Below are 20071 nucleotides of genomic sequence, written 5' to 3' on the forward strand. Positions count from 1 at the left end.
ACCCATGAAGATCGGTGTAATCGGTGGCGGCCAGTTGGGCCGCATGCTGGCTCTGGCGGGTACTCCGCTGGGCATGAACTTCGCTTTCCTCGACCCGGCGCCGGACGCCTGTGCCGCCGCACTGGGCGAGCACCTGCGTGCCGACTATGGCGACCAGGACCACCTGCGCCAGCTGGCCGACGAAGTCGACCTGGTGACCTTCGAGTTCGAGAGCGTCCCGGCCGAGACCGTGGCTTTCCTGTCGCAATTCGTACCGGTGTACCCGAGCGCCGAGGCCCTGCGCATCGCCCGTGACCGCCTGTTCGAGAAGAGCATGTTCCGTGACCTGGGCATCCCGACCCCAGCCTTCGCCGACATCCTCTCGCAGCAAGATCTGGACGCTGCCGTGGCCAGCATCGGCCTGCCGGCGGTGCTCAAGACCCGCACCCTCGGTTACGACGGCAAAGGCCAGAAGGTCCTGCGCACGCCCGAGGACGTGGTCGGCACCTTCGCCGAACTGGGTAGCGTACCGTGCCTGCTCGAAGGCTTCGTGCCGTTCACCGGCGAAGTCTCGCTGGTGGCCGTGCGTGCCCGGGATGGCGAAACCCGTTTTTACCCGCTGGTGCACAACACGCACGAGAGCGGCATCCTGCGTCTGTCGGTGGCCAGCGAGGCTCACCCGCTCCAGGCGCTGGCTGAAGACTATGTTGGCCGTGTACTGCAGAAGCTCGACTACGTGGGCGTCCTGGCGTTCGAGTTCTTCGAAGTCGACGGTGGCCTGAAGGCCAACGAAATCGCCCCGCGGGTGCACAACTCCGGGCACTGGACCATCGAAGGCGCCGAATGCAGCCAGTTCGAGAACCACCTGCGCGCCGTTGCCGGCCTGCCACTGGGTTCGACCGCCAAGGTGGGTGAGAGCGCGATGCTCAACTTCATCGGCGAAGTCCCGGCGGTCGACAAGGTCTTGGCTATCGAAGATTGCCACCTGCATCACTACGGCAAGGCCTTCAAGGCCGGACGCAAGGTGGGTCACGCCACATTGCGCTGCCAGGACATGCCCACCCTCAAGAGCAAAATCGCCGAGGTAGAGGCGCTGATCAGCAACTGATCGAACTTCTGCCACGGGCAGGGTCTCTGAAATGGCAACAAGCCAAAGCGCTGTCTAGGCTTTGGCTTGTTCCATCTTCACTGCAGAGGGACTGCCATGGGCATCATTGGAACTATCTTCATCGGCCTCATCGTTGGCCTGCTGGCGCGCTTCATCAAGCCAGGGGACGACAGCATGGGCTGGATCATGACCATCCTGCTGGGTATCGCCGGCTCCTTGCTCGCCACCTACGGTGGGCAGGCCTTGGGGATCTACCAGGCGGGCCAGGCTGCAGGCTTCTTCGGAGCGCTGGTAGGTGCCGTCGTCCTTCTGGTGATCTATGGATTCATCAAGAAGCGTTGAATAGGCGGTAGAATGCCCGGCAATTCATCCGAGTTGCCGAGCATTTCATGCGAGCCTTTTTTCTCATTCCCTTGCTTCTGGCCAGCACCCTGGCCCATGCCGAACTGCCCGAGACCGACTGGCTGGAGCTGATGCCCAAGTCGGATCAGAAAGCGCTCGAGCAGATGCCCGAGATCGACCACAACTCGCCGGAGGCCATGGGCACCTTCACCGACAAGGGCGGCCTCAAGCAGAGCAAGGGCTTGCCGGCGGTGATGTACTCGACCAAGACCGTGGCGGCGATGGACGGCCGGGAAATCCGCTTGGGTGGCTACCCGGTGCCGTTGGAAAGCGATGCCAAGGGCAACAGCACCTTGTTCTTCCTGGTGCCGTACCCAGGAGCTTGCATTCACGTGCCACCGCCGCCGCCCAACCAGCTGGTGCTGGTGCGCTACCCGAAGGGACTGAAGATCGACGATATCTACACCCCGCTTTGGGTCAGCGGCAAGCTGAAGGTGGAGAAGGTCAGCAATGACCTGGCCGATGCGGCGTATGCGATGGATGCGGGGCAGGTGAGGGTGGTTGAAGACGCCGACCTCTGAGTGCCTGCGCCGGCCTCTTCGCGAGAGAACCCTAGAAGAGGCCCATGAGCTAGGCGCAGGCTGTCAGATCGTGTCACTACCCACCCGGACCTGCAGCGAACTGCTGGCCCCAGGTTCCAACTCCACTACGTCATCCCACACGTTCGCCGTCTCGATGCACAGCATCCGTTGCCAGCCATCATCGGCCATGTCTGGCAGTTCGCGGGCGCGGTCGGTCCATGGGTTCCAGATCACCGCCGAGCGTGAACCCTGGCTGCTCAAGGTGATGCGCCGGTTCCAGTGTGGATCGACGATGCTCAGTCGAGCGGGTGTGTTCAGGTAGATGCGGTCGGTCTCGCCGGTGAAGCCCAGTGCACCCTGTTGTTGGCGTTGCTCCCAGTCTGCCAGGGTCTCGATGTAGCTCAGCCCCTCGACGCCTTCGACCCGCGCCTGTCGCACATCGCTGAGCGCAAAGTAGCTGTGCAGGGCCTGGCTGATGGTGACCGGGGTAGTGCCCTGATTACAGCTGGTCAGCGTCAGCGTCAGGTCCTGGTCCAGCTCCACCACAAGCTTGAGTTCGACTTCATGAGGCCAGCCGGGCAGTTCACCCTTTGCCTCGGGCAGCTCGAACTCGATGCGCAGGCCATCGCCAACTTCTTCGATACCCAGCAATTGCCAGTCACGCGTGCGCGCCAAACCATGGGCAGGCGGCTGCTCGCCACGGTACATGGCCTGCACCGACTGGGGGTTGCGCTGCAGATTGCCGAACCACGGCCAGCACACTGGCACCCCCGCGCGCACCGACTTGTCCTTTCGGAAGATGGCCTGGTCGCTCAGCCACAGCAGCGGTGGCTCGCCCACGCGCTGGTAGCTGAGGATCTGCGCACCCTGCTGGGCGATCAGTAGTTCGGCGCGGTCGCTGGTGATGCGCCAGCAGTTGAGTTCGCCATGTTGCTCGGATTCGACCTTGAAGGTAGCCATTGCGCTCGTCTCATTGAATGCCTGTGGGTCTTGGACCCTGTGACTTGCAATGAGTTTACCGCTCGCCGGGCTCAGCGACGAGGCACAGAGCGGGTGCGGCCGCTGCCATCGATGGCCACGAAAACAAATACCGCTTCGGTCACCTTGCGCCATTCGCTGGACAGCGGGTCGTCGCTCCAGACTTCCACCATCATCTGGATCGAGCTGCGGCCGATTTCCAGGGTCTGGGTATAGAACGACAGCTGCGCGCCGACGGCCACCGGGACCAGGAATGCCATGCGATCGATGGCCACCGTGGCAACCCGGCCGCCGGCGACGCGGCTGGCCATGGCGGTGCCGGCCAAGTCCATCTGGGCAACCAGCCAACCGCCGAAGATGTCGCCGAAACCGTTGGTTTCGCGGGGGAGTGCGGTGATTTGCAAGGCCAGGTCGCCTTGCGGAATAGGATCTTCTTGTTCGAGCTCAATCATGCGGTGGGGCCTCTGACCCGTGACGCTTCGTTGGTATGGCGCAAGGCCGTGAAAACGATTCAGCTCGAAACATACTACGCTGATTTCGCTTTGCTGGGCGGCCGTAGGGAAACTCTGCGAAACCGCCTGAGCATAGTGACCGGCGTTTTCGCACAACATCCCACAGTTGGACCAACCTTTTTCCTACGAGTGGGCAGTATATAGAGCAGAACAGCCAGCGACGACCGTGCATTGATGAATATCTGTATGGATTTTGTATCGCTAACGATGCGCCTCGGCAATTTGCTATCTTCGCCTGTCTCCCAATCCAGAAGCCGCGTGCCAAGCGGTCTGCATGACCTACAAGAGAACAACGAGCGATGACCTCCGTGCCCAGCATTATCGAGCAGCCTTCGCGGCCGCTGACCCGCAGTGACTACAAGACTCTCTCACTGTCCGCCCTTGGCGGAGCGCTGGAGTTCTACGACTTCATCATCTTCGTATTCTTTGCCACCGTGGTCGGCAAGCTGTTCTTCCCGGCCGACATGCCTGAGTGGCTGCGCCTGATGCAAACGTTCGGCATCTTTGCCGCCGGCTACCTGGCGCGGCCGCTGGGCGGGATCATCATGGCCCACTTCGGCGACCTGCTGGGTCGCAAGAAGATGTTCACCTTGAGCATTTTCATGATGGCGCTGCCAACCTTGGTCATGGGCCTGCTGCCGACCTACGCGCAAATTGGCATGTGGGCACCCATCCTGCTGCTGCTGATGCGCGTCATCCAGGGCGCGGCCATTGGTGGTGAGGTGCCGGGTGCGTGGGTATTCGTCTCCGAGCACGTACCAGCGCGCAACACAGGTTATGCCTGCGGCACCCTGACTGCGGGGCTTACCGCCGGCATCCTGCTGGGTTCGCTGGTCGCGACCCTGATCAACAGCGTGTACAGCGCCGAGGAAGTCGCCGGCTACGCCTGGCGTATCCCATTCCTGCTCGGTGGCGTGTTCGGCCTGTTCTCGGTGTACCTGCGTCGTTGGCTGCATGAAACCCCGGTGTTCGCCGAAATGCAGGAACGCAAGGCACTGGCCGAAGAGCTGCCATTGCGCGCGGTACTGCGCGATCACCGTGGCCCGATCATCCTGTCCATGCTGCTGACCTGGATGCTGTCGGCGGGTATCGTCGTGGTGATCCTGATGACTCCGGCGTTGCTGCAGAGCATCTACCACATCAGCCCCACCGACTCGCTCAAGGCCAACAGCCTGGCGATCGTGCTGCTCAGCCTCGGTTGCATCGGTGCCGGCAGCCTGGCCGACCGCTTCGGCGCGGGCCGCGTGTTCGTGGTTGGCAGTCTGCTGCTGCTGGCAAGCTCCTGGACCTTCTATCACAGCCTGCCGGTCCGGCCTGACCTGCTGTTCCCGTTGTATGCCGTCACTGGCCTGTGCGTGGGCGTGATCGGGGCGGTGCCTTACGTAATGGTCAAAGCCTTCCCGCCGGTGGTGCGTTTCAGTGGCCTGTCGTTCTCTTACAACGTGGCATACGCCATCTTCGGCGGCTTGACGCCAATGGTGGTCACTGCGCTGCTGAAGGTCAGCCCGATGGCGCCCGCCTACTATGTGGCGGGGTTGTGCGCCGTTGGTCTGGTCGTGGGCCTTTATTTGCTCGCCAACAAACGCTGATTGGCAGAGGTACCGCTCCGATCGCTGGCAAGCCCCGACCCTGTAGGTGCCGGCTTGCCAGCGATAAGGTTCCCCCTTTCTGAAACATCCTGAAAAGGCCATCCCGGCAACCGGTGATGGCCTTTCATCCAATTGTCACATTGAAGTCATATCGTGTTCATGCGGCCTGCAGATACTTGGGCCCGATCCATCCAACACCCCCAATATTCCTGCTAGGAGCAAGGCATGAAACTGAAGCGTTTGATGGCGGCCCTCACCTTTGCCGCCGCTGGCGTTGCAACCGCCAATGCGGTAGCCGCTGTCGATCCTGCGATCCCGACCTACACCAAGACCACCGGTGTATCGGGCAACCTCTCCAGCGTCGGTTCCGATACCCTCGCGAACCTGATGACTCTGTGGGCCGAGGCCTACAAGAAGGAATATCCGAACGTAAACATCCAGATCCAGGCTGCCGGCTCCTCCACCGCGCCACCTGCGCTGACCGAAGGCACCGCCAACCTCGGCCCGATGAGCCGCAAGATGAAGGATGTCGAGCTGCAGGCCTTCGAGCAGAAGTACGGCTACAAGCCGACCGCCATCCCGGTTGCCGTCGACGCCCTCGCCGTGTTCGTACACAAGGACAACCCGATCAAAGGCCTGACCATGGCCCAGGTCGATGCGATCTTCTCCTCGACCCGCCTTTGCGGCGGCAAGGCCGACGTCAAGACCTGGGGCGACCTGGGGGTGACTGGCGACCTGGCCAACAAGCCGGTTCAGCTGTTCGGTCGTAACTCGGTGTCCGGCACCTACGGCTACTTCAAGGAAGAAGCCCTGTGCAAAGGCGACTTCAAGCCTAACGTCAACGAACAGCCTGGCTCGGCTTCGGTCGTGCAGTCGATCAGCTCCTCGCTCAACGGCATCGGCTACTCGGGCATCGGCTACAAGACCGCCAGCGTCAAGACCGTAGCCCTGGCCAAGAAAGAAGGCGGCGAGTTCATCGAGGACAACGAAGCCAACGCCCTGAACGGCACTTACCCGCTGTCGCGTTTCCTGTACGTCTACGTCAACAAGGCCCCGAACAAGCCTCTGGCCCCGCTGGAAGCCGAGTTCGTGAAGCTGGTCCTGTCGCAAGCTGGTCAGCAGGTCGTGGTGAAGGATGGCTACATCCCGCTGCCGGCCAAAGTGGTCGACAAGACCCTGGCTGACCTGGGCCTGTCCCACGCAGGTAACGTTGCAAAGAAGTAAGTAACTGAGGAAGAGGCCGGCGCGGATGCCGGCCTTTTCCACGAATTCCCAGTCCGAAGCCAGGGTTCCTGAGCGGCGGGCTTTTGTGCGTCAACGCACTGTCATGTTTTTGTCATACGGGACCGCTAGGGTGTGCGCATGAATGATCTGGCCAACTCCACAATGACCCAAAATTCCCCTCCCGTGCGGATTGACTTCAATACGCCGGAGCTGCAACGCAAGCGCCGCATGCGCGCCCTCAAGGATCGCCTGACCCGCTGGTATGTACTGGTGGGCGGGCTTGCCGTATTGGCAGCCATTACCCTGATCTTCTTCTACCTGGCCTATGTGGTGCTGCCACTGTTCCAGGGCGCCGAGCTGACCAGCAAGAAGGCCCTGGAGCCGACCTGGTTGCAGCAGGACGCCGGCAAGCCGCTGATGATCGCGCTTGAAGAGCAGAACCTGGTGGGCATGCGGGTTTCCGACAAGGGGCAGGCGCTGTTCTTTGACTCCAAGACCGGTGCCGAAGTGAAGCGCGTCGACCTGCCGTTGCCAGCTGGCACCCAGGTCAGCTCGATCAGTACCGACCAGCCGGGCAGCCCGCTGGTGGTGTTGGGGTTGTCCAACGGCCAGGCGTTGGTGTTCCACCACACCTACAAGATCACCTACCCGGACAACAAGAAAACCATTACCCCCGACATCGACTTCCCGTACGGCCAGGCGCCGTTCGTGCTCGATGACGAGGGTCGTCCGCTCGAGCACGTAAGCGTGAACCTCAATGGCGAGACCTTGCTGCTGGCTGGTTCCACCGGTTCGCACCTGCAGGTGGTCGAGCTGACGAGCACCGAGAACATGATGACCGGCGAGGTCACCACCGAGCAGAACCGCATCGAACTGCCGCAGATGACCGAAGTGGTGAAGAACATCTTCATCGACCCGCGTCAGCAGTGGCTGTACGTGATCAACGGTCGCGCCACTGCCGACGTCTTCAGCCTGCGTGAGAAAAGCCTCAATGGCCGCTACAAGCTGCTTGAAGACGGCCAGGCCGAAATCACAGCCACTGCCCAGCTGGTCGGCGGCATCTCGCTGATCTTCGGTGACTCCAAGGGGGGGCTGAGCCAGTGGTTCATGGCGCGTGACCCCGATGGCGAATCGCGCTTCAAGCTGATCCGCAGCTTCCAGATGGGCAACGCGCCTGTCGTCCAGATCGACGCCGAGGAGCGCCGCAAGGGCTTCATTGCGCTGGATGCGGCAGGCAAGCTGGGCGTGTTCCACAGCACTGCGCACCGAACCCTGTTGGTCGAGCCAGCGGCTGAAGGCCCGGGTATCCTGGCGCTGTCGCCGCGCGCCAACCGCATCATCATCGAGGAAGGTGGCAAGCTGCTGCCACTGAGCCTAAAGAACCCGCACCCTGAAATTTCCTTCAGCGCGCTGTGGGGCAAGGTCTGGTACGAAAACTACGACGAGCCGAAGTATGTATGGCAGTCGACCGCATCGAACACCGATTTCGAACCCAAGCTGAGCCTGTCGCCGCTGACCTTCGGTACTCTGAAGGCCGCCTTCTACGCGATGATCCTGGCTGCTCCACTGGCCATCGCCGCCGCCATCTACACCGCTTACTTCATGGCCCCGGGCATGCGCCGCAAGGTCAAGCCGGTGATCGAACTGATGGAAGCGATGCCGACGGTGATCCTGGGCTTCTTCGCCGGTCTGTTCCTGGCCCCGTACCTGGAAGGCCACCTGCCAGGTGTGTTCAGCCTGTTCGTGATCATGCCCCTTGGTATTCTCCTCACAGGCTTCACCTGGAGCCGTCTGCCTGAGTCGATCCGCCTGCGTATTCCAGACGGCTGGGAAGCCGCGATCCTGATCCCGGTGATCCTGGTGATCGGTTGGTTCGCCCTGTACATGAGCCCGTTCATGGAGACCTGGTTCTTCGGCGGCGACATGCGCCTGTGGATCACCAACGACCTGGGCATCACCTACGACCAGCGCAACGCCCTGGTAGTTGGTATCGCCATGGGCTTCGCGGTCATTCCGAACATCTACTCCATCGCCGAAGACGCCGTGTTCAGCGTGCCGCGCAGCCTGACCCTGGGCTCCCTGGCCCTGGGTGCGACACCGTGGCAGACCCTGACCCGCGTGGTCATCCTCACCGCCAGCCCGGGTATCTTCTCGGCGCTGATGATCGGCATGGGCCGTGCGGTTGGCGAGACCATGATCGTGCTCATGGCCACCGGCAACACCCCGGTGATGGAGCTGAACCTGTTCGAAGGCATGCGCACCCTGGCCGCCAACGTGGCGGTGGAAATGCCTGAATCCGAAGTCGGCGGCAGCCACTACCGTGTGCTGTTCCTCGCTGCCCTCGTGCTGCTGATGTTCACCTTCATCATGAACACCTTGGCCGAGCTGATTCGCCAGCGTCTGCGCAAGAAATACTCGTCGCTTTGATAGGAAGGTAGAGATCCGTGAAAAAGGATTCCCTCAAAAGCTGGTTCAAGAGCGGCGCCCCAGGCGTCTGGATCAGCGGTGGCGCGGTCGCCATGGCGGTGATCATGACCGTCGGCCTGCTGGCGGTGATCGCCGTGCGCGGCCTGGGCCACTTCTGGCCGGCCGACCTGGTCCAGGCCACCTACAAGGTGCCGGGCCAGGCCGACCATATCGTCATCGGTGAAGTGGTACAGAAAGAAGAAGTCCCGCGTGCCCGTCTCAAGGGTGCTGGCTTGCCAGTACCGGACGAGGGGCCGGAGTTCATGACCCGCGAGCTGATCAAGGTCGGTAACCGCGACCTCAATGGCAGCGACTTCACCTGGGTGGTCGGCGAATGGCTGGTCGACGAGCAGAAGCCGGTCGACCTGATCGCCCTGGAACGTCGCGAGTGGGGCAACTTCTACGGCTACCTGGTCAGCGTCAAGGAAGAGGGCAAGGTCGTCGCCGAAGGCCCTGCGGCCTGGAACGAGCTACAGACTCGCCTCAAGCGCGCCAACCAGCTCAACAGCGAGCTGCAGAGCCTCGAGAAGAAAGACATTGGTGCCATCAACCATGGCCTCGAACGCCTGCGCCTGCATGCCCGTAAACTGGAGCTGGACGGCAAACTGGACGCCGCTGCCCAAGCAGACATGGACGCCGAGCGTGCCGAGCTGAACAGCCGCTACAAGGCCATCGAAGACCGACTGACCAGTCTGCACCAGGCTTTTGCCCGTGACAGCCTGGTGGCGCGTGACGGTAATGGCCGCGAAGTCGAGATCAACCTGAGCAAAGTGGTACATGCCATCCAGCCGAACGCCATGTCCGGCATGACGAAGATGGGCACCTACTTCGCCAAGGTCTGGGAGTTCCTCAGCGACGACCCGCGTGAAGCCAACACTGAAGGCGGTATCTTCCCAGCCATCTTCGGTACCGTGATGATGACCCTGATCATGGCCGTGATCGTCACCCCGTTCGGTGTGCTGGCCGCCGTTTACCTGCGCGAGTACGCCAAGCAGGGACCGGTGACCCGCCTGATTCGTATTGCGGTGAACAACCTGGCGGGTGTTCCGGCCATCGTCTACGGCGTGTTCGGACTGGGCTTCTTCGTCTACGTGCTGGGCGGTTCGATCGACCGTCTGTTCTTCCCCGAAGCGCTGCCGGCACCGACCCTGGGTACTCCGGGCCTGCTGTGGGCCTCGTTGACCTTGGCACTGCTGGCCGTGCCCGTGGTGATCGTGGCCACCGAGGAAGGCCTGGCGCGCATTCCACGTACCGTGCGCGAAGGCTCCCTGGCCTTGGGTGCGACCAAGGCCGAGACCCTGTGGAAAATTGTCCTGCCGATGGCCAGCCCGGCCATGATGACCGGCATGATCCTCGCGGTGGCCCGCGCTGCCGGTGAGGTCGCGCCGCTGATGCTGGTGGGTGTGGTGAAACTGGCACCGTCGCTGCCGGTTGACGGCAACTACCCGTACCTGCACCTGGATCAAAAGATCATGCACCTGGGCTTCCACATCTACGACGTCGGCTTCCAGAGCCCTAACGTCGAGGCCGCGCGGCCGTTGGTGTACGCCACCGCGCTGCTGCTGGTGCTGGTGATCGCCACCCTAAACCTCTCGGCGGTGTGGATCCGTAACCACCTGCGCGAGAAGTACAAGGCTCTCGACAGCTGAACCTGATTGCAAGCGTGCCGCCCGCCCGTCGGGCGGCCCTTTGAAACGCATTGATAGCGTATGGAGTTGACCATGCAGCATGAATCCCACGCCCACGGCATCGACATGTCGGCCCTGGGCCGCGACAAGCAGAGCCTGCGCCTGGCCGAAGAAACCGTGGCCATCGAAGTACCGGGCCTGTCCCTGTTCTATGGCGAGAAGCAAGCGCTGTTCGATGTGCAGATGAATATCCCCAAGCAGCGCGTGACCGCCTTCATCGGCCCGTCCGGTTGCGGCAAGTCGACCCTGCTGCGTACCTTCAACCGCATGAACGACCTGGTTGACGGTTGCCGCGTGGAAGGCGCGATCAACCTGTACGGCAACAACATTTACCGCAAGGGCGAAGACGTGGCCGAGCTGCGTCGCCGTGTGGGCATGGTGTTCCAGAAGCCCAACCCGTTCCCCAAGACCATCTACGAGAACGTGGTCTACGGCCTGCGCATCCAGGGCATCAACAAGAAGCGTGTGCTCGATGAGGCTGTCGAATGGGCACTCAAGGGCGCTGCCCTCTGGGATGAGGTGAAGGACCGCCTGCACGAATCGGCACTGGGCCTCTCTGGCGGTCAGCAGCAGCGTCTGGTCATCGCCCGCACCATCGCGGTAGAACCGGAAGTGCTGCTGCTCGACGAGCCATGCTCGGCACTGGACCCGATCTCGACCCTGAAGGTCGAAGAGCTGATCTACGAGCTGAAATCCAAGTACACCATCGTCATCGTGACCCACAACATGCAGCAGGCGGCGCGTGTCTCGGACTACACCGCGTTCATGTACATGGGCAAACTGGTCGAATTCGGGGATACCGACACCCTGTTCACCAACCCGGCGAAGAAGCAGACCGAAGACTACATCACCGGTCGCTACGGCTAACAACCGAAGCCAGGGAACGACACGAACTTCTTGAAGCTTGCAGCTTCTTCGCGGAGCGAGACGATGATCAACAAAGAAAGCCTTACGCATCACATTTCCCAGCAGTTCAACGCCGAGCTCGAAGAGGTGCGCAGCCACCTGCTGGCCATGGGTGGCCTGGTCGAGAAGCAGGTCAACGACGCCGTTACCGCGCTGATCGAGGCCGACTCGGGCCTGGCCCAGCAAGTGCGCGAAGTGGACGAGCAGATCAACCAGATGGAGCGCAACATCGACGAGGAGTGCGTGCGCATCCTCGCTCGCCGTCAGCCTGCCGCGTCCGACCTGCGCCTGATCATCAGCATTTCCAAGTCGGTGATCGACCTGGAGCGCATTGGTGACGAGTCGACCAAGATCGCCCGCCGTGCCATCCAGCTGTGCGAGGAAGGCGAATCGCCGCGTGGCTATGTCGAGGTTCGCCATATCGGCGACCAGGTGCGCAACATGGTGCGTGACGCGCTGGATGCGTTCGCCCGCTTCGACGCCGACCTGGCATTGTCGGTGGCTCAGTACGACAAGACCATCGACCGCGAGTACAAGACCGCGCTGCGCGAGCTGGTGACCTACATGATGGAAGACCCGCGCTCGATCTCGCGGGTACTGAGTGTGATCTGGGCCCTGCGTTCGCTGGAACGCATCGGCGACCACGCGCGCAACATCTCGGAGCTGGTGATCTATCTGGTGCGCGGCACTGATGTGCGCCACCTGGGCCTCAAGCGCATGAAAGAGGAAGTCGAAGGAACGGCCGATAGCGCTAATGTTCCGGCCGGAGCGGACGATAAATAGGATTGCTCCCGAGCCTCAACGCCCGGCCTGTGCCGGGCGTTTTCGTTTGCGGTCGAGCAGCCAGCAGGCACCCGCGAATGATGTGAAGAACTCCCGGCGTGGTCCATGTTTTGGCAAATGGCCATCAGTCAGCGTTATGCTAGCCGGGATTCAAGAGGAGTATCGATGAGTAAAGTCAATGTGCTGGTCGTGGATGACGCACCGTTCATTCGTGACCTGGTGAGGAAGTGCTTGCGCAATGCCTTCCCCGGCATGGTCATCGACGATGCGGTCAACGGCCGCAAGGCCATGACCATGCTGAGCAAAGAACCGTTCGACCTGGTGCTGTGCGACTGGGAGATGCCGGAAATGTCCGGTTTGGAACTGCTGACCTGGTGCCGTCAGCAGCCCGAGATGAAGAACCTGCAGTTCATCATGGTAACCAGCCGTGGTGACAAGGAGAACGTGATCCAGGCCATTCAGGCCGGCGTCTCAGACTTCGTCGGCAAGCCGTTCACCAACGAGCAGCTGCTGACCAAGGTAAAAAAGGCGCTGACCAAGATCGGCAAACTCGAAGGCCTGGTGGCGGGTGCGCAGGCACGGGTCAACTCGGCATTCGCCAACGACTCGTTGAGCGCCCTGACTGGCGGCAAGCCTGAAGCGGCCAAGGTCTCGGCGCCCGCGCCTGCCTCAGCCCCGGCCCCTGCCAAACCCTTGATCAACGCGCCAACCCCCACTACCGCCGCTGCTGCTGCGCAGACGGGCCGTGGTCAGGGGCAGCTGCGGTTGTCCAGCGGTACACAGCCTTGTGTGATCAAGGCCTTGAGCCTCAAGGAAGCCTTGCTGGTGGTTCGGCGTAGTGCGGTCCTGCCACAAGTGCTAGAAGGTGCGGTGTTGGACCTGGAGCAGGGCGAGAACGCCGAGGTGGCACGTTTGAACGGCTACTTGCATGCGATTGCGGCTCTGGAACCGAAACCAGAGAGTGATTGGCTGCAATTGACGTTCAAGTTCGTCGATCAGGATGCACAGAAGCTGGATTACCTGTCGCGCCTGATCGCGCGCGGCACCCAGCAGAAGCATTTCACTCCGGGGGCCTGAGCCCATCGTCGATAAGCTGGCGCCTTGGGTTGCACGACCACCAGGTGCCGGCTTGTCGGGTGCTGGCTGTTCACCCGACCAACTGCAGCCCATCGGCCAAATCCCCCTGCTAGGCTTCGACAGACAATAACTGTCAAAAAGCCACTATCATGCCAGCCTCTCGCCTGCTGCTGTTCTGTGCCTTGCTCACGGCTTCGGCGTCGAGCCTGGGCATGACCATCTACAAGACCGTCGACAATTTCGGCGTGGTCTCGTACTCCGACCGTTACAGCCCCGGCGCGAAAACCTTCGAGCTGCGTGAGCCGATGCTCGAACGGATCGAGGGCAAGGTGCGTTTGCAGACCGAGACCTTTCCTGGCGGTGTGCGCTTTGTCGTGCGAAATGACCTGTACGTACCGATGCAGGTCGAGCTGCGTATCGACAAGCTGGCCAATGCCTTTGGCGGCAACGCGCCCCGCACCGTGCGCGCCATCGTCGGCCCGCGTTCGAGCAAAACGTTGAGCTCGGTGCTGGCGGCGCCGGGCGGGCCGCTCAAGTATGTCAGCCAGTTCCAGTACGCCATGGGAGACCCCACTCAGCGCTCGCTGGCTTACCGATATCCCTTCCCCTGGAAAGGCGGACCGTTCCGCTTGACCCAGGGGCCCAATGGCCGTTTCAGCCACTTCGGCCCTAAGGGGCGCTATGCCATGGACATCGCCATGCCAGAGGGCACGCCGATCATCGCTGCGCGGGGTGGGGTGGTGGTCAGGATCGAGAACAACCAGAGTGGGCGGGGCACCAACCCGTCGGGCAACTTCGTGCGTATTCTGCACCCGGACGGCACCATGGGCGTCTACCTGCACCTGATGCGCGGGTCGGTGGTGGTCGCTGAGGGGCAACAGGTGGTAGTAGGGCAGGCCTTGGCCAAGTCGGGCAACACGGGCAACAGCACCGGGCCACATCTGCATTTCGTGGTGCAACGCAATGTGGGGCTGGCGCTGGAGTCGATACCCTTTCAGTTCGACCGGCCGATTGGCGGGCTGCCGGATTTTACCGCTGGCAACCCTTGAGGAGGGTGTGGGCTTCACCGTCGGCAAGCCGGCTCCTGCAGGTTCGGGAGTCGGCTTGCCGGGTGGCGCCACGGTCGGTCAATCCAGCTTGAGCACCTTGGCCAGCACGATCTTTGGCCCTTTCATCTTCTTGATGATGATACGCAGCCCCTCGACCTCCAGCACTTCTTCTTCCTCAGGTACCCGCTTGAGCGTCTCGTACACCAGGCCAGCCAGGGTTTCTGCCTCGATATGGTCCAGGTCGATGCCCAACAGGCGCTCGACCTTGAACAGCGGTGTATCGCCACGCACCAGCAGTTTGCCCGGCTGGTAGGCGAGGATGCCGCGTTCGGTCTTGCGGTGTTCGTCCTGGATGTCGCCGACCAGCACTTCCAGCACGTCTTCCATGGTCAGGTAGCCGATTACCTTGCCATCGGCTTCCTCGACCAGCACGAAATGCGCGCCGCCCTTGCGGAACTGCTCCAGCAGTTGCGCCAGCGGCATGTGCCGGGAAACACGCTCCAGCGGGCGGGAGAGGTCTTCCAGGTCGATGGTCTCGGGCAGGTGCTCCAGCTCGGCAAGCTCCAGCAGCAAGTCCTTGATGTGCAGCAGTCCGGTGAACTCCTCGCGCTCGGCGTCGTACACCGGGTAACGGCTGAACTTGTGGCGGCGTACCAGGGCCAGGATCTCCCTCAGCGGCGCATGGGCGTCGATGCTGACCATGTCTTCGCGCGAGTTGGCCCAGTCGACCACCTCCAGCTCGCCCATTTCGACCGCCGAGGCGAGTACGCGCATGCCCTGGTCACTCGGGTCCTGGCCTCGGCTGGAGTGCAGGATGAGCTTGAGCTCCTCGCGGCTGTAGTGGTGCTCGTGGTGTGGGCCGGGCTCACCCTGGCCGGCAATGCGCAGGATGGTGTTGGCGCTGGCGTTGAGCAGATAGATGGCCGGGTACATCAGCCAGTAGAACAGGTACAGCGGCACGGCTGTCCACAGCGACAGCAGTTCCGGTTTGCGGATGGCCCAGGACTTGGGCGCCAGCTCGCCGACCACGATGTGCAGGTAGGAGATCACGAAGAAGGCGACGAAGAACGAAATCGCCTTGATCAGCTCAGGCGTGTCCACACCCATGTATGCCAGCAATGGCTCGAGCAAGTGGGCGAAGGCCGGCTCACCGACCCAGCCCAGGCCTAGGGAGGCGAGGGTGATACCCAACTGGCAGGCCGAGAGGTAGGCGTCCAGCTGGTTGTGAACCTTGCGCAGGATGCTGCCGCGCCAGCCGTGCAGTTCGGCAATGGATTCGACGCGGGTAGCGCGCAGCTTGACCATGGCGAACTCGGCGGCAACGAAGAAGCCGTTGAGCAGCACCAGCAGCAGGGCGAAGATGATCATGCCGAAATCGGCGAATAACGAGGTGAGGCTGATACCAGGGGAAGGGTCCATGATGGAGTTTTTACGGGGTCCGTCTTTGGGAAATTAAAAAATAAAGTGCCAGCTTTTGCTGGCACAGGGGATCCAATGTAGCGGCTGAGGGCGCAAAAGCAAAGGGTGGTGGTCCTATTGGGGCCGACTGCACGCCCAAACGCTTCGCCGACAGGTCAGTCCTGGTCAGCTTTGCCGTTGGCCAATTGAGCCGGTGCGAAGTGACAGGTGAAGGTGCTGCCATGCCCCGGAACGCTGCTGATCTCCAGCTTGCCGCGATGGCGCATCAGCACATGCTTGACGATGGCCAGGCCAAGCCCGGTACCTCCGGTGTTGGAAGCGCGGCTGGAGTCGACCCGGTAGAAACGTTCGGTCAGGCGGGGCAGGTGCTTGGCGTCGATACCCACACCTGAATCCTGCACAGACAGATGGGCGCCCTGTTCATCGGCCCACCAGCGGATGCGGATGCTGCCTTCGTCCTGGGTGTACTTGACTGCATTGAACACCAGGTTGGAGAACGCGCTGCGCAGCTCCGCCTCGCTGCCCTTCAGGCGCAGGCCCGGCGCAGCTTCCAGGCTGATTCGCTGGTTACGTGGGCCAGACAGCGCCTGGGCATCGCTCTTGATCGACTGCAGCAGGGCGTCCACAGCCACCGGATGGTTGTCCGATGGGTAGTCCGTGGCTTCCAGCTTGGCCAGCAGCAACAGGTCGTTGAGCAGGGTCTGCATGCGTGAGCCCTGCTGGCTCATCTGCTGCAATGCCCGGCCCCAGCGTGGGTTCACGTCATCGACGTTGTCCAGCAGCGTTTCCAGATAGCCAGTGATCACCGTCAGCGGGGTGCGCAGTTCATGCGAGACGTTGGCCACGAAGTCCTTGCGCATCTGTTCGAGCTGATGAATGCGGGTGACATCGCGCACCAGCATCAGATGCTCGTTGTTGCCGTAACGGGTGATATGCAACTGGACCCGCATGCGGTCGTTGATCGGCGACGGGATTTCCAGCGGCTCGGCGTAGTTCCCGGCCTCGAAGTATTCCTTGAAACGGGGATGACGCACCAGGTTGGTGACGGGTTGTCCGCCATCCTGAGGGGTCTTGAAGCCCAGCAGGGTTTCAGCGGCGCGGTTCCACCATTCCAGGTTGCCGTCGCTGTCGAGCATGATCACTGCATCGCGCAGCGCGGCGGTGGATTCCTGAACCCGGTCGATCACTGCCTGCAGGCGGCCACGCACTCGTTGGTCGCGCCGCTGCAGGTGGTAGATGCTGTCGAAGACCTCGCCCCACAGGCCGTAGCCATCGGGTGGAGCTTCGTCGGGCTGATGGTTGCGCAGCCAGTCATGCAGGCGCAGCAGTTGCTTGAGGGTCCAACCCAGGTAAAGCGCCAGGCCAATGGCCAGGCTCCAGCCGTAGTACCCACTGATCAGTCCACCGATCAGGCAAACGGTGATCAGTAGCAGCAGGTGACGAATCAGGGTCGCGTGCCAGTTCTGGTTCAATTGACGGTCCTTGTACAGCGGCGTGCGGCTGGCTTGCGGGTTAGTCAGCTTTTGGTCGAGAAGCGGTAACCCGTGCCCCGGACGGTTTGTACCAGATTTTCATAGGCCTCACCCAAGGCTTTGCGCAGGCGGCGGATATGCACGTCGACGGTGCGTTCCTCGACATAGACGTTGCCGCCCCAGACCTGGTCCAGCAGTTGCCCACGGGTGTAGGCGCGTTCCTGGTGGGTCATGAAGAACTGCAGCAGGCGGTACTCGGTAGGCCCCATTTCCGCAGGCTTGCCATCGATGGTCACGCGGTGGCTGATCGGGTCGAGCAGCAGGCCGCCGACTTCGATGGGGGCTTCACTGTCACTGGGGCCGGTGCGACGCAGCACGGCCTTCAGGCGTGCCACCAGCTCGCGCGGCGAGAACGGCTTGGTGATGTAGTCGTCGGCGCCGACTTCCAGGCCTTGGATCTTGTTGTCCTCTTCACCTTTGGCGGTGAGCATGATGATCGGGATGTCCCCGGTCAGCTCGTCACGCTTGAGGCGACGAGCCAGCTCGATGCCGGAAGTGCCGGGGAGCATCCAGTCCAGCAGGATCAGGTCGGGCTTGCGGTCGACGATGATCGCGTGGGCCTGCTGCGAGTTCTCCGCTTCCAGGCAGTCATAGCCGGCCATTTCCAATGCAACGGCGATCATCTCGCGGATAGGCGCCTCGTCGTCGACGATCAGAATGTTTCTGCCAACCATGCTCAAAACCTCTCCCAGGAACGATGTCTTGGCCCGCATTAGATAACGGAATTATTGCAGCTGTGTGACAGGGCGTTGGCCGTTCTGGCGACATTCCATGACTGGACTAGGCTTCAAAGGGCCGCTGCGGCGGCTCTTCGAACCCATAGCCCCCGAACAATGGTGATTCCAATGACACGACATACGCTGAGCTGGATGGCCCTTTTCGCTGCCCTGGCGCTCCCGGGGGTGGCGTCCGCCCACCATGCCATGGAAAAAGATGGCATGTGGGTCGATGATGCCGGGATGACGCTCTACACCTTCGACAAGGACAGCGGTGGAAAGTCGATGTGCAATGGTGAGTGTGCGAAGAACTGGCCGCCGCTGATGGTCTCGAAGGACGATGAGGCACCAAAGGACAAGTGGACCCACGTCACCCGCGACGATGGTTCAATGCAGTGGGCCTATGACGGCAAGCCGCTGTACACCTTCATCAAGGACAAGAAAGCCGGGGACAAGACCGGCGATGGCATGAAAGACGTCTGGCACATCGCCAAGCCTTGAGGTCCTGCGGGCCCACACGCCGCGTCGATCACGAACCTGCTGCGGCTGTTGCACAGCCCTTTCTCGACATAAGGCCGCTCCTACAAGGCACGCGCATTGCCTGTAGGAGCCGGCTTGACTGCGATGAACTCAGCGCAAGGCGTAATCCAGCACCACGCCAATGAACACCAGCATCCCCGCCCAGTGATTGTGCAGGAAGGCCTTGAAGCACGACTCGCGGTCCAGCTTGCGCGTCGACCAGAACTCCCAGGCGAAGCACAGCGCCGCACCCAGCAGCCCCAAGTGGAACCAGCCCCCCAGCTCGAAGCGGTTTCCCGCCAGCAACAGGCAGCCCAGCGACAGCATCTGCAGGCTCAGGATGATGACCCGGTCGGCCTCGCCGAACAGAATCGCGGTGGATTTCACCCCAATCTTCAAGTCGTCGTCGCGGTCGACCATGGCGTAGTAGGTGTCGTAGCCCACCGTCCATAGCAGGTTGGCGATGTACAGCAGCCAGGCACTGGCTGGCAGTTCACCACCGGCCGCCGTGAATGCCATGGGGATACCCCAGGAATACGCGGCGCCCAGTACCACTTGGGGGTAGTAGGTGAAGCGCTTCATGAACGGGTAGCAGAAAGCCAGGGCCACCGCCCCGAACGACAGCCAGACCGTCTTGCTGTTGGTGCACAGCACCAGCAGGAAACTCACCCCGACCAGAATCGCGAACAGCGCCACGGCCTCGCGTGGCCTGACCCGGCCGCTGGCCAGGGGACGATCGGCGGTGCGCTTGACGTGGCCGTCCACTTTGCGATCGGCGAAGTCGTTGATGCAGCAGCCGGCGGCGCGCATCAGTACCACCCCCAGGCCGAAGATCAGCACGTTGGCCAGTGTCGGCGAGCCATTGCCGGCGATCCACACTGCCGACAAGGTTGGCCACAGCAGCAGGTAGATACCGATGGGTCGATCCATACGGCTGAGCTGTATGAAATCCCAGGCACGCGGATGGACGCGATTGAGCGACTTGAGCATTTGCAGGTACATCAGCGAGTTTCCTCCTTGGCCGCTTGCCATAGCGCCGGCAGGAAGACTTCCGCCACCAGCAGGTCGAGGCCATCGCGTTCGAAGCGTGAGCGTCGTCCCCACAGATTTGCCTGGGCTGCTTCGGCGGGCAACCAGGCCTGTGGATACTGGCAGGCCTCGATCGGGTGGCGAACGAATGCCTGGTCGCAGAACAGTAGCTCGCCGAGTGAGCGGCTGCCCAGCGACTCCAGGTCCAGGCCGCCACGCGCCAGTGCACTGCGGCTCGAGACGCTACGGGCGAAGACCCATGGTTCGCCATGGCCGCGCAGGAACACTTCGCGCACCCAGCCTTCGGCCCCCGTGGGGATGCCCAGGGCCAGGCATTCGTCCTCGCGCAGGGCTTGCCAGCCCTCGAACAGCGGGGTAACGGTGAAGTGGTTCTGGGAAAGATGGGTCAGGCGGCGGGTCAGCGAGCCTTCGTCGAACAGCCAGTCAACAATGGGCTGGCCCAGGCCGGTTGCCAGTTGCGAATACGGCAGCCACGCGGCAGCGGCTGCTTGCGGGGTTTCGTACGACACGTCGGTATGCTTGTTACAACCAGAGAGGCGGCGAGCTTAGCATG

At 62.1% G+C, this 20071-nt stretch carries 19 protein-coding genes; 12 read left to right on the plus strand and 7 right to left on the minus strand.

The window, feature by feature from the left end:
• Positions 1-4 precede the first annotated feature (4 nt).
• The 3 genes from H620_RS0102435 (at position 5) to H620_RS0102445 (ending at position 2010) form a co-directional block, all read left to right on the plus strand.
• Entirely contained in the window at positions 5-1087 is a 1083-nt protein-coding gene (locus tag H620_RS0102435) for a 5-(carboxyamino)imidazole ribonucleotide synthase (protein ID WP_023383066.1), read from the plus strand.
• Positions 1088-1183: 96 nt separating this feature from the next.
• Positions 1184-1429 (plus strand): GlsB/YeaQ/YmgE family stress response membrane protein, encoded by a 246-nt coding sequence (locus tag H620_RS0102440; protein ID WP_010955824.1) that lies wholly within the window; start codon positions 1184-1186, stop codon positions 1427-1429.
• A gap of 47 nt (positions 1430-1476) precedes the next feature.
• Entirely contained in the window at positions 1477-2010 is a 534-nt protein-coding gene (locus H620_RS0102445; protein ID WP_023383065.1) for a DUF3299 domain-containing protein, read from the plus strand.
• Between the two features lie 63 nt (positions 2011-2073).
• Here the strand turns inward: H620_RS0102445 and H620_RS0102450 are convergent, their stop codons facing one another.
• Both H620_RS0102450 and H620_RS0102455 read right to left on the minus strand, forming a co-directional pair.
• On the minus strand, positions 2074-2970 hold the full coding sequence (locus tag H620_RS0102450) for a D-hexose-6-phosphate mutarotase (RefSeq protein WP_023383064.1): 897 nt from the start codon (positions 2968-2970) through the stop codon (positions 2074-2076).
• A 71-nt stretch (positions 2971-3041) separates the two neighbouring features.
• Positions 3042-3440, minus strand: coding sequence for an acyl-CoA thioesterase (locus H620_RS0102455; RefSeq protein WP_003253317.1), 399 nt, complete (start codon positions 3438-3440; stop codon positions 3042-3044).
• Positions 3441-3799: 359 nt separating this feature from the next.
• Here H620_RS0102455 and H620_RS0102460 point away from each other — a divergent pair, with 359 nt between their 5' ends.
• The 8 genes from H620_RS0102460 (at position 3800) to H620_RS0102495 (ending at position 14282) form a co-directional block, all read left to right on the plus strand.
• Complete coding sequence (locus H620_RS0102460; RefSeq protein WP_027906659.1) at positions 3800-5089, plus strand: MFS transporter; 1290 nt, start codon at positions 3800-3802, stop codon at positions 5087-5089.
• 225 nt (positions 5090-5314) lie between these two features.
• A complete protein-coding gene (locus tag H620_RS0102465) occupies positions 5315-6313 on the plus strand; it encodes a phosphate ABC transporter substrate-binding protein PstS (protein ID WP_003258169.1) in 999 nt (332 codons plus the stop codon).
• 138 nt (positions 6314-6451) lie between these two features.
• The gene (locus H620_RS0102470; RefSeq protein WP_023383062.1) at positions 6452-8740 is read left to right on the plus strand and encodes an ABC transporter permease subunit; all 2289 of its coding nucleotides are present in this window, start codon (positions 6452-6454) and stop codon (positions 8738-8740) included.
• 17 nt (positions 8741-8757) lie between these two features.
• Complete coding sequence (pstA, locus tag H620_RS0102475; RefSeq protein ID WP_023383061.1) at positions 8758-10428, plus strand: phosphate ABC transporter permease PstA; 1671 nt, start codon at positions 8758-8760, stop codon at positions 10426-10428.
• Positions 10429-10500: 72 nt separating this feature from the next.
• Positions 10501-11334, plus strand: a complete 834-nt coding sequence (pstB, locus tag H620_RS0102480) for a phosphate ABC transporter ATP-binding protein PstB (protein WP_023383060.1) — start codon at positions 10501-10503, stop codon at positions 11332-11334.
• A gap of 63 nt (positions 11335-11397) precedes the next feature.
• Positions 11398-12156 carry a phosphate signaling complex protein PhoU gene (phoU, locus tag H620_RS0102485; RefSeq protein WP_023383059.1) on the plus strand — a complete coding sequence of 253 codons (759 nt, stop codon included), beginning with the start codon at positions 11398-11400 and terminating at the stop codon, positions 12154-12156.
• Positions 12157-12321: 165 nt separating this feature from the next.
• Positions 12322-13233 carry a response regulator gene (locus tag H620_RS0102490; RefSeq protein ID WP_023383058.1) on the plus strand — a complete coding sequence of 304 codons (912 nt, stop codon included), beginning with the start codon at positions 12322-12324 and terminating at the stop codon, positions 13231-13233.
• A 149-nt stretch (positions 13234-13382) separates the two neighbouring features.
• Positions 13383-14282 (plus strand): peptidoglycan DD-metalloendopeptidase family protein, encoded by a 900-nt coding sequence (locus tag H620_RS0102495; protein ID WP_023383057.1) that lies wholly within the window; start codon positions 13383-13385, stop codon positions 14280-14282.
• A gap of 78 nt (positions 14283-14360) precedes the next feature.
• On the opposite strand, the gene H620_RS0102500 is transcribed toward H620_RS0102495, so the two are convergent.
• The 3 genes from H620_RS0102500 to phoB all read right to left on the minus strand — a co-directional run bounded on the left by H620_RS0102500 (position 14361) and on the right by phoB (position 17907).
• Positions 14361-15701, minus strand: coding sequence for a hemolysin family protein (locus tag H620_RS0102500; protein ID WP_023383056.1), 1341 nt, complete (start codon positions 15699-15701; stop codon positions 14361-14363).
• 155 nt (positions 15702-15856) lie between these two features.
• Positions 15857-17173 carry a phosphate regulon sensor histidine kinase PhoR gene (gene phoR / locus H620_RS0102505; protein WP_023383055.1) on the minus strand — a complete coding sequence of 439 codons (1317 nt, stop codon included), beginning with the start codon at positions 17171-17173 and terminating at the stop codon, positions 15857-15859.
• A 44-nt stretch (positions 17174-17217) separates the two neighbouring features.
• Positions 17218-17907 carry a phosphate regulon transcriptional regulator PhoB gene (gene phoB / locus H620_RS0102510; protein ID WP_003253341.1) on the minus strand — a complete coding sequence of 230 codons (690 nt, stop codon included), beginning with the start codon at positions 17905-17907 and terminating at the stop codon, positions 17218-17220.
• Positions 17908-18078: 171 nt separating this feature from the next.
• Between phoB and H620_RS0102515 the strand changes: the two genes are divergently transcribed.
• Positions 18079-18450 carry a COG4315 family predicted lipoprotein gene (locus H620_RS0102515; protein WP_023383054.1) on the plus strand — a complete coding sequence of 124 codons (372 nt, stop codon included), beginning with the start codon at positions 18079-18081 and terminating at the stop codon, positions 18448-18450.
• Between the two features lie 129 nt (positions 18451-18579).
• On the opposite strand, the gene ubiA is transcribed toward H620_RS0102515, so the two are convergent.
• Together ubiA and H620_RS0102525 are read right to left on the minus strand one after the other, a co-directional pair.
• Positions 18580-19470, minus strand: a complete 891-nt coding sequence (gene ubiA, locus H620_RS0102520; RefSeq protein ID WP_023383053.1) for a 4-hydroxybenzoate octaprenyltransferase — start codon at positions 19468-19470, stop codon at positions 18580-18582.
• Entirely contained in the window at positions 19470-20027 is a 558-nt protein-coding gene (locus tag H620_RS0102525; protein WP_023383052.1) for a chorismate--pyruvate lyase family protein, read from the minus strand. The genes ubiA and H620_RS0102525 overlap by 1 nt, the downstream gene beginning before the upstream one ends.
• Between the last annotated feature and the right edge of the window lie 44 nt (positions 20028-20071).

Source organism: Pseudomonas taiwanensis DSM 21245, from assembly GCF_000425785.1.
Taxonomy (GTDB): domain Bacteria; phylum Pseudomonadota; class Gammaproteobacteria; order Pseudomonadales; family Pseudomonadaceae; genus Aquipseudomonas; species Aquipseudomonas taiwanensis.